This is a genomic window from Streptomyces sp. NPDC032472 (genome assembly GCF_040636955.1).
In the GTDB taxonomy this organism is placed as follows: Bacteria; Actinomycetota; Actinomycetes; order Streptomycetales; family Streptomycetaceae; genus Streptomyces.
In genome coordinates this window covers 22262-31283 of the sequence record NZ_JBEZVK010000015.1, presented here as the reverse complement: position 1 = coordinate 31283, position 9022 = coordinate 22262, and the positions used below count along the sequence as shown (strand labels likewise).

7 protein-coding genes are annotated in these 9022 nt (G+C 74.9%); all 7 read right to left on the bottom strand.

Annotation, left to right across the window (positions count from 1 at the left end; translation table 11 throughout):
* Positions 1 to 163: 163 nt before the first annotated feature.
* Positions 164 to 1936: an ABC transporter ATP-binding protein gene (locus AB0F11_RS12275; RefSeq protein WP_362171292.1), complete on the bottom strand. Its 1773-nt coding sequence runs from the start codon at positions 1934 to 1936 to the stop codon at positions 164 to 166.
* Positions 1933 to 2925 (bottom strand): ABC transporter permease, encoded by a 993-nt coding sequence (locus AB0F11_RS12270; RefSeq protein WP_362171290.1) that lies wholly within the window; start codon positions 2923 to 2925, stop codon positions 1933 to 1935. Before AB0F11_RS12270 ends, AB0F11_RS12275 begins: the two co-directional genes overlap by 4 nt.
* The gene (locus tag AB0F11_RS12265; protein ID WP_362171550.1) at positions 2922 to 3839 is read right to left on the bottom strand and encodes an ABC transporter permease; all 918 of its coding nucleotides are present in this window, start codon (positions 3837 to 3839) and stop codon (positions 2922 to 2924) included. Before AB0F11_RS12265 ends, AB0F11_RS12270 begins: the two co-directional genes overlap by 4 nt.
* Positions 3840 to 3925: 86 nt before the next feature.
* The gene (locus tag AB0F11_RS12260) at positions 3926 to 5665 is read right to left on the bottom strand and encodes an ABC transporter substrate-binding protein (protein WP_362171287.1); all 1740 of its coding nucleotides are present in this window, start codon (positions 5663 to 5665) and stop codon (positions 3926 to 3928) included.
* Positions 5666 to 5957: 292 nt separating this feature from the next.
* Entirely contained in the window at positions 5958 to 6053 is a 96-nt protein-coding gene (locus tag AB0F11_RS12255; RefSeq protein WP_362171284.1) for an Ms4533A family Cys-rich leader peptide, read from the bottom strand.
* A 70-nt stretch (positions 6054 to 6123) separates the two neighbouring features.
* Positions 6124 to 7923 carry a DUF3152 domain-containing protein gene (locus AB0F11_RS12250; RefSeq protein ID WP_362171281.1) on the bottom strand — a complete coding sequence of 600 codons (1800 nt, stop codon included), beginning with the start codon at positions 7921 to 7923 and terminating at the stop codon, positions 6124 to 6126.
* A 5-nt stretch (positions 7924 to 7928) separates the two neighbouring features.
* Positions 7929 to 8921, bottom strand: a complete 993-nt coding sequence (locus AB0F11_RS12245; RefSeq protein WP_362171278.1) for an alpha/beta hydrolase — start codon at positions 8919 to 8921, stop codon at positions 7929 to 7931.
* Between the last annotated feature and the right edge of the window lie 101 nt (positions 8922 to 9022).

The window sequence follows — 9022 nt, the reverse complement described above, 5'->3', positions numbered from 1 at the left end:
GCGGGGCCGCCGGGGGGGGCGCGGGCCGGGGGGGGTCAAACCCCGCGGGGGGGGGGCGGGGGCCGGCCCTGCGCGCCCCCCCCCCCGCCACCGGAAGGGGTGAAGAGTCGTAACTTTCCCGTACGGTTCGCGTTCGAGCGCGCGAGCCGGGCCGTCGGCCCCGTTACACCAGCGCCTCCTGCCGGGCCGTGCGCCGCCTCGCCGCGAGCTGCGGGTCCAGGGCCGGTACGGCGGCCAGCAGCTGCCGGGTGTAGGCGTGCCGCGGCCGCTCGTACACCTCGTCCACCGGGCCCTCCTCCACCACCAGCCCGCCGCGCATGACGGCGACCCGGTCGCTGACCTGCCGGACCACCGCGAGGTCGTGCGCGATGAAGACCAGCGCGATCCCGAGCTCCCGCTGGAGCTCGGCCAGCAGGGCCGTGACTTGGGCCTGCGTGGTCACGTCGAGGGCGGAGACGGGTTCGTCGCAGACGATCAGCCGCGGTTGCGGCGCGAGCGCCCGGGCGATGCCGACGCGCTGGCGCTGGCCGCCGCTGAACTCGTGCGGGTAGCGGTCGTAGTGCGCGGCCTCCAGGCCGACCCGGACCAGCAGCTCCCCGACCCGGGCCCGGATCGCTGCCCCGTCACGCTCCCCCGCCGCGCGCAGCGGGTCGGCGATGGACTCGCCGACGGAGCGGCGCGGGTTGAGGGAGGACACGGGGTCCTGGAAGACCATCTGGACGCCCGGCACCACGCCTTGCGCCTCCCGGCCGTGGTGGCGGACCTGCCCCGAGCTGGGCTCCAGGAGGCCGACGAGCATCCGGCCGAGGGTGCTCTTGCCGCTGCCGGACTCGCCGACGATGCCGAGCGTCTCACCGGCGCGGACGGCGAGGGAGACCCCGCCGACGGCGGCGACGCGCCGCTTGCCGCGACCGAACTCCCGCCGCACGGAGAAGGCCTCGACGACGGGCGCTTCGGCGCTGCCGGCCCCGCCCCCGGCTCCGGCCCCGCCCCCGACTCCGGCTCCGGCTCCGACTCCGGCCACGGCTCCGGCTCCGGCCCCCGGCAGGCCCACGGCAGCGGCCGCCGCCCGCGGGGCGTCGATGCGGGGGACCGCGGACAGCAGCTCGCGGGTGTACGGGTGGTGCGGTGCGGCCAGGAGCCCGGCCGTCGGGCCCCGCTCCACCACGTGCCCGTCCCGCATGACGAGCAGCCCGTCCACGCTCTCGGCCGCGACCCCGACGTCGTGCGTGACCAGCAGCAGGGCGAGCCCGCGCTCCTCGCGCAGTCCGTGCAGCAGGTCGAGGACCTGGGCCTGGACGGTGACGTCGAGGGCGGTGGTCGGCTCGTCGGCGATCAGCAGCTGCGGCTCGCAGGCCAGGGCCATGGCGATGAGCGCGCGCTGGCGCATGCCGCCGCTGAACTCGTGCGGCCGGGCCCGCGAGCGGCGGGCCGCGTCGGGGATGCCGACCCGGTCCAGGACCTCGGCCGCCCGCTGCCGGGCGGCCCGCCGGGAGACGTCGGCGTGGACCCGGTACACCTCGGCGATCTGGTCGCCGACGGCCTGGTACGGGTCCAGGGAGCCGAGCGGGTCCTGGAAGACCATGGCGGCGGCCGCGCCGCGCAGGGCGCGCAGTTCGACCGGGCCGGCCGCGCCGACGTCGGTGCCGGCGACGCACACGGAGCCGCTCAGGCGGGCCCCGGTCCCGTGGTGCAGGCCCAGCAGGGCCGCGGCGACGGTGGACTTGCCGCTGCCGGACTCCCCGACGATGCCCAGGGCGGCCCCGGCCGCCAGGCTGAAGGAGACCCCGTCGACGGCCCGTACGTACTGCCCCGGTCCTCCCGGTCCCCCTGGTCTCTTCCCCGCTGCGCCGACCGGGAAGTCGACGGTGAGGCCGTCGACCTCCACCAGCGGTGGCTGCTTCGGCGCCTTCGTCCTGTTCGTCGCATTCGTCATACGAGGGCCACCCTCCGGTCCGCGAGGGCGTGGAGCAGGTCGCCGACGGCTCCGGCGACGACGACGGCGGTGCCGATGGCCAGGACGACGCCGACGACCACCGGCAGGTCCACGACCCGGACCCCGTCCATGAGCGTCTTGCCGAGCCCGGGGATCCCGAACAGGGACTCGGTGAGCACCGCGCCGCCGATCATGGTGCCGAAGTCGACGGCGCTCAGCGCGATCACCGGGGCGACGGCGCCGCGCAGCGCGTGCCGGGTCACGATGGCCCGCTCCGCGACCCCGTAGGCGCGGAAGGTGCGGATGTGGTCCTCGGCGAGGGTCTCCAGGGTGGCGCTGCGGGTGAGCCGGGCGTACTTGGCGCTCTCGAACAGGCCGAGCGTGACCCAGGGCAGCAGCAGGTTCCAGGCCCACTGCTCGGGGTCGTCGCCGAAGGCCACGTACGTCGGGAACGGCAGCCACTGCAGGTAGGCGCAGACGGCCATGAGCAGCAGCAGCCCGAGGATGAACACGGGCGTGCCGGTGCCGGCCAGGGTCAGCACGGTCAGGGCCCGCTCGGTGAGGCCGCCGCGCCGCAGGGCGGACAGCAGCCCGGTGCCGACGCCGACGGCGAGCCAGATGACGAGCGCGCCGAGGGCCAGCGACAGGGTGGCGGGCAGCCGGTCCAGCAGCAGCGCGGTGACCTGCTGGTCGGTCTGGTACGAGAAGCCCAGGCAGGGGGCGTTGCAGTGCAGGACTGTGCCGGCGCCGCCGGAGTACTCGCGTCCGGCGACGAGCCCCTGGAGGAAGTGCAGGTACTGCAGCGGGAGCGGGTCGTTCAGGCCGAGCTGCTCGCGGACCTGGGCGACCTGGACGGGGTTGCAGCGTTCCCCGCAGGCGAGCCGGGCGGGGTCGGCGGGGGCCGCGTAGAAGAGGAGGTAGACGGCGACGGACAGGGTGAGCAGCACCAGGAGCGCCCCGCCGGTCCGTTTGAGCACGAAGCGGGTCACGCCGAGCGCTCCTTTCGGGTGCCGACCCGCAGGCGCGAGCCCTCGCGCGGGTCGAGGGCGGTACGGACGGCGTCGCCCAGCACGGTGAAGGCGAGCACGGTGGTGAAGAGCAGCCCGGCGGGCAACAGGACGTAGGCGGGGTCGGCCCGGAACCAGGTCTGGGCGGTGGAGAGCATCTGCCCCCAGGACGGGGTGGGCGGCTTCACGCCGACGCCGAGGAAGGACAGCGAGGCCTCGGCCACCATGTTGGAGGGGATCTGGACGGCGGCGTACGTGATGACAGGCGCGGCCAGCGAGGGCAGCAGCTCGCGCCGGGCGATCCGCAGCGTCCCGTTGCCGGCGAGCCGGGCGGCCGCGACGAAGTCGAGCCCGCACAGGGCGAGGGTCTGGGCGCGCACCAGGCGGGCGACGCTGCCCCAGCCGACCAGGCCGATGACGAGGACCAGCAGCAGCGGCCGCGGGACGTCGGGCGGGACGACGGCGGTCAGGGCGATGCCGAGGACCAGCATGGGCAGGGCGATCAGCACGTCGGTGATCCGGCCGAGGACGGCGCCGGTGAAGCGGTTGCCGAGCCCGGCGGCGATGCCGGCGGCCAGCCCGACGAGGACCTGGACGGCGGTGGCGCCGAGGGCGACGAGCAGCGAGATCCGCGCCCCGTACAGGAGGCGGGTCAGCAGGTCGCGGCCGGTGCCGGGCTCGACGCCGAGCCAGTGGTCGGCGGAGATCCCGCCGGCGGGGCCGAGCGGGACGCCGCCGCGGGCGGAGTCGACGAGGTCGTCGTGGTAGGCGTTCGGGTCCTGGCCGGTGAGCTGGGCGGCCAGCGGCGCGGCGAGGGCGAGGAGGACGAGCAGGGCCAGGACGGCGGCGGCCGCGAGGGCGGAGGGCCGCCCGCGCAGCCGCCGGACCCGGCGCAGGGCGCCGGCGCCCTCACGAGCACCGGCACCGGCACCGGCACCGGCATCCGCACCGGCACCCGCCGCCCGACGTTCGGTCAGTGCGCTCACTTGACGGCGACCTGCGAGATGTCGAGGACGCCGGTCCAGTCGCTGATGACGACGTTCTTGACGTCCTTGCCGACGACCCGCTTGTAGACCGGGTGGAACAGCGGCACGTCCAGGGCCTGCTCGCCGATCTTCTTGTCGAGGGCGCCCCAGCGCTTGGCGGCCTCGCCGAGGTCGGTCAGCTTGGCGATCTCGTCGATCTCGGCGTTGACGGCCGGGTCGTCGAGCTGCGCGTGGTTGTAGTTGGTGCCGTTGGTGACGATCTGCCGGCCGTCGAAGATCGGGGCGAGGAAGGGGCCGCCGGAGGGCCAGTCGGCGCCCCAGCGGGAGAGGAAGAAGCCGGGGGTGTTCTTGGCGTCCCAGCGCCGTTCGTTGAAGGCGTTGTTCTCCAGGCCCTCCAGCTTGACGGTGATGCCCGCGGCGGCGAGCGCCTGCTGCACGGCGGTGGCGACCTCCGGGCTGGTCTGGCGGTTCTGGGCGGTGGAGTGGGTCAGGGTGATGGTGAGGCCGTCGCCGAACCCGGCCTCCTTCAGCAGCTCCTTGGCCTTGGCGGGGTCGCCGGACTTGCCGGCCGGGAAGTGGTCGTACGGGGTGAAGCCGAAGGCCTTCTGCTCGGGCAGGAAGGTGGTGGCGGGCTCGGCGAGCGCGGAGCCGCCGGCCGCGTTGACGACGCTGGTGCGGTTGACCGCGTACGAGATGGCCTGGCGCACCTTCGGGTTGTCGAAGGGGGCCACCTTCGGGTTGAAGGCGAGGTAGTTGGTGTAGCCGAAGTGGCCGGTGCCGACACGGGCCGCGAGCTGCTTGTCGGAGCCGATCCGGGCGAGTTCGGCCGGGCCGAGGTTGGTGTCGGTGGTGATGGCGGCCGCGTCGGGGCCGGAGCTGGTCGTCAGCCGCTGGTTGATGACCGCGGGGTCGAGGCCGGAGCGGACGTCGATCCGGTCCGGGTACGCCTTGCGCTGCCCGTCGGTGGCGCGGTCCCAGTGCGGGTTGCGCTCCAGGGTGAGGTGCTCGCCGTCGTTCTCGTTCTTGACGACCCTGTACGGGCCGGAGGAGACGGGGTGCTCCTCGTACGCGACGCCGGTGTCCTTGGCCTTGGGGACGGGGGCGAACTGCGTCTGGGTGGCGACGAAGGGGAAGTCACCCTCGGGCTTGCGGAGTTTGAAGACGATCGTCTTCGCGTCGGGCACGACGATCGAGTCGAGGCCCTTGCCGCCGTCCTTGTAGGGGCCCTGGTAGCTCTCGCCGCCCACCAGCCAGTCCCGCAGGTAGGGGGCGCCGCCGGACAGCTCGGCGGCGAAGGACCGCTCGATGCCGTACTTGATGTCGGCGGTGGTGATCGGGGTGCCGTCCTCGTACTGCAGCCCGTCCTTCAGCGTGTACGTCCACTCGGTGGCGTCGGCGTTGTGCCGGCCGGTGTCGGTGGCCAGGTCGGGCACGACCGCGGTGCCGGCGGCGCCCTCCTCGCGGTTGCGGGTGGTGAGCGTACGGAAGACCAGCGAGGGCACGTTGCCGCCGCCGGAGGTGTACAGGCGGGCGGGGTCGAAGTCGTTCTGCGGCTCGGAGTTGAGGACGGTCAGCGTGCCGCCCTGCTGCGGGGCGCCGCCCGCGGCGCCGGCCGAGCCGCCGTCGGAGCCGTCCGCGCCTGCGCCCTTGGGCCCGCACGCCGCGGCGCCCCCGGCCAGTACGAGGCTGACGGCGACGGCGGCGGCGCGGCGCGATATGTGGGACTGACGGGACATGGGAAGGGGACCTCTCGGCGTGGGTGAACTGCGGAAACGGGAGGGAGCAGCCACGCGAGGGGCGACGCCGGCCGGCACGGACACCCGATGACCGACGACCGGCATCAGGCAGCCGACATCCGGCATCAGGCGTCCGGCATCAGGCGTCCGGCGTCCGGCGTCCGGCGGAAATGAAGAAGCCGCACCTCGCGGGCACACGGGCCCGGGGCGCGGCGGAGGAGGAGCGTGGAGGTCGCGGCGCGTGCGGGCCCGGGCACCTCCGGGCCGTCGGGCGGCCCGGGGGCAGGGAGCGTCAGCGACAGAAGACGTCGGCCACGCTGTGCGCGGTCACGCCGAGCAGCGCCAGCTCAATGGCGGCGCTCGCGGCAGTGGCGTGACGGTGCGACATGCGGAGAACAATTACCGATCATCGAACGCATTGTCAACGACGGATTCCGCCGCATGCCGCCTTTCGCGCGTCAATTCCCCGGGAAAACCCACGGGTTGGGCTTGCACTGAATTCCGCCGATGTCGAGGGACTTCGTCTGCTGCTGCATGATCGGCGCGAGGGCGCCGGGGGTCTGGCAGTTCACGTGCCCGTTGCCGAGCCGGTGGCCGACCTCGTGGTTGATGAGCATCTGGCGGTACGCGAACATCTGGTCCGGGCCGTACGTCGGCGAACCCTGCGCCCAGCGGTACGCGTTGATCATCACGCGTTCGGTGGACGCGGAGTCGCAGGAGACGTTGTCGATGGTGGTGTCCAGGCCGGACTTGGCGCACCACACGCCGGTGGTCCCGGGGCTGGCCAGGGTGATGACGAAGTCGGCCTCACCGCCGGGCACCCGCTCGAAGGTCTTGGTGCCGCCGTGGCCCCAGCTGCGGTCGTCGTTGAGGGTGCGGTGGACGGCCTCGGCGAACAGCTGCGGATCCAGGCCGAGCCCCTGCTCGACGTCGACCCGGTAGCGGACCACCTTGCCCTTGCCGGGCGCGGCGGCCACCCCGGGCACGGTGTCGAAGACCCCGGGCCCCTTGAGCTTCTCGTCGATCGGGAGCTGCAGGGCCATCTTCTGCTCGTACGACTGCTCCGGCGCGGCCGCGGCCGGGGGCTGCGGGGTGGCGCGGCCGTCGGAGCGGGAGGCGGCGGACTGGCCGGGCAGGGCGCGGTCGGGGTGTTCGCCGGCGGCGCGCGGGGCGGCGTTCTTGCCGTCGGTCTCGGTGACGACCTGCCCGGCGACGACGACGGCGATGACGGTGGTGACGGCCGCCGCGGCCATCCCGGTGTACCTACGGACCTTCGAGCGACGGCCGGAGCCGGACTTCGCCGCGCCGGGCCCGTCGGCGGGCGCCTCGGCGGCCGACTCGCGGGGGCCGGGCACGCGGCGGCGGGCTCCGGTGGAGGTGAGGGGGTCGAGGTCGAGCGCGGGCGCCGGGGCGGAGGCGGCGGACGCGGCGGCGGCCGGCCCGGGCACGGGCACGGTGACCTGCGGAAACCCGACGGCGGGGGTGCCGAAGGCCGGGGTGTCGGTGTCGAGGACGGCCGCGGCGGCCGGGCGGGGGGCGCGCGGGACGCCGCGCCAGTCGCCGTACGCCGCGCCGGTGGCAGAGCCGGAGCCCCGGGCGCCGCCGGGTTCGCGCTGCTCGGGGTGGCCGCCGAGGCGCGCACCGGAACCGGGCGCGGCGGGCGGCGCGTACCCCTGGTGCGCGGCCGCGGCTTCGGCCCGCCGCCGCCCGCGCGGCCCGCCGTACATCGGGGCGCTCCCGTACGGCAGCGGCTCCTCCCGGCGCGGCGCGTCGTCGGAGGCCCGGTGCGCATCCCGGCGCGGGGCGGCTTCGGGCGCCTGGGCCGCCCCGTACGCCCCGGGCCTGTCCTGAGCCGCGGGCACCTCGTAGGCCGAGGGGCCGTCATGGACGGCGGGCTGCCCGTACACCGAGGGGCTGTCATGAACCGCGGACTCGTACCCCGACGGGTCGTCATGAGCCGTGGTCTGACGGGACGCAGACGGGCCGTCATGGCCCGTGGGGTTCCCGTACGCCGGGCGCGCATGACGGGCCGCGGGCTCCCCGTACGCCGGGGCGGCCTCGTACGGCGGGACGGCCTCGTACGCCAGGGGTTCTCCGTACGGCGGGTGGTACTCCTCGTACGCGGGGCGCTCCTCGTACGCGGGGCGCTCCCCGTACGCGGCGGCGGGCGCCTGCGGGGCGGGCTGCGGCGCCGGGTGGACGGGCGCGGAGGCAGGGCCGGGGGCAGGGGCAGGGCCCTTGCGGCTATGTCGTCCCACAGTCGTCAGCCTCTGCCGTCTTCGGTGTCCCGGTCGGTGTCCCGTGCGGTGTCGCGCAGCAGTTCTCCGAACGCGCCGGCGACCACCTCGGGGTACTCCATCATCGCCACGTGCCCGGCTTCGGGCAGGCTCAGCAGCCTCGAGCCCCGGAAGGCCGCGGCCGCCTTGCGCGCCATACGGTACGAGACGAGTTGGTCGCGGCCACCGTAGACCAGCAGGGTGGGGGCGAGCACGCGTTGCGCCTGGCTCCACAGTCCGTGTTGCCCGCCGAGGGTGTAGGCGTCGACGATCCCGCGGGTCGAGCGGGTCATCGCCTCCCAGAAATAGGGAAGGGCCGTGCGCCGCTCCATCTCCTCCACGGCGCCGGCGAGGTCCTCCGGTGTCACCCGGGAGGGGTCGCCGTAGCAGAGCTCCATCACCCCGCGGGTGCGCTGTTCGGCGGTCAGGCCGCGGGTGAGCCGGCCGAACAGGCCGACCATGCCGGGCACGGCGATCAGCGCGGTCGGCACGACCGCCCGCTGCACGCGCAGCTCCGGCAGCGCGGGCGAGACCAGCGTCAGGGTGCGCACCAGGTCGGGGCGGACGGCGGCGACGCGGGTGGTGACGGCGCCTCCGAGGGAGTTGCCGAACAGGTGGACGGGGCCGCGGCCGGCGGCGTCGAGGTGGCGGATGACCGCGCGGGCCATGGCCCGCACCGAGTAGTCCCGGTCGGCGGGCGGCGGGGACCAGCCGAAGCCGGGCAGGTCCACCGCCTCGCCGTCGACGCTGTCCTCAAGCTGCTTCATCAGGCTCGACCAGTTGGTCGAGGAGCCGCCGAGCCCGTGCACGTACAGCGCGGGCGGCAGCCCGGCCCGGGTTCCGGGACGGGCGCGCACGGCGAGTTCCAGGCCCGGCAGCAGGACGGTGCGCAGCTGCTCCCCCTCGGCCACCCGGGCGGTTCCCGCCCGTACGGAAGGCTCGGCGGCGGACCGCACACCCGGCAGCTCGGTCGAAGACATGGGGGCAATGTTACGAGACGATCACGTCCGGACTCTTGTGTTCGGCATCACAGGTCGGGCCGGAGTACACATAGCGGCGCAACCGCGTTCCTCCTAGGCTC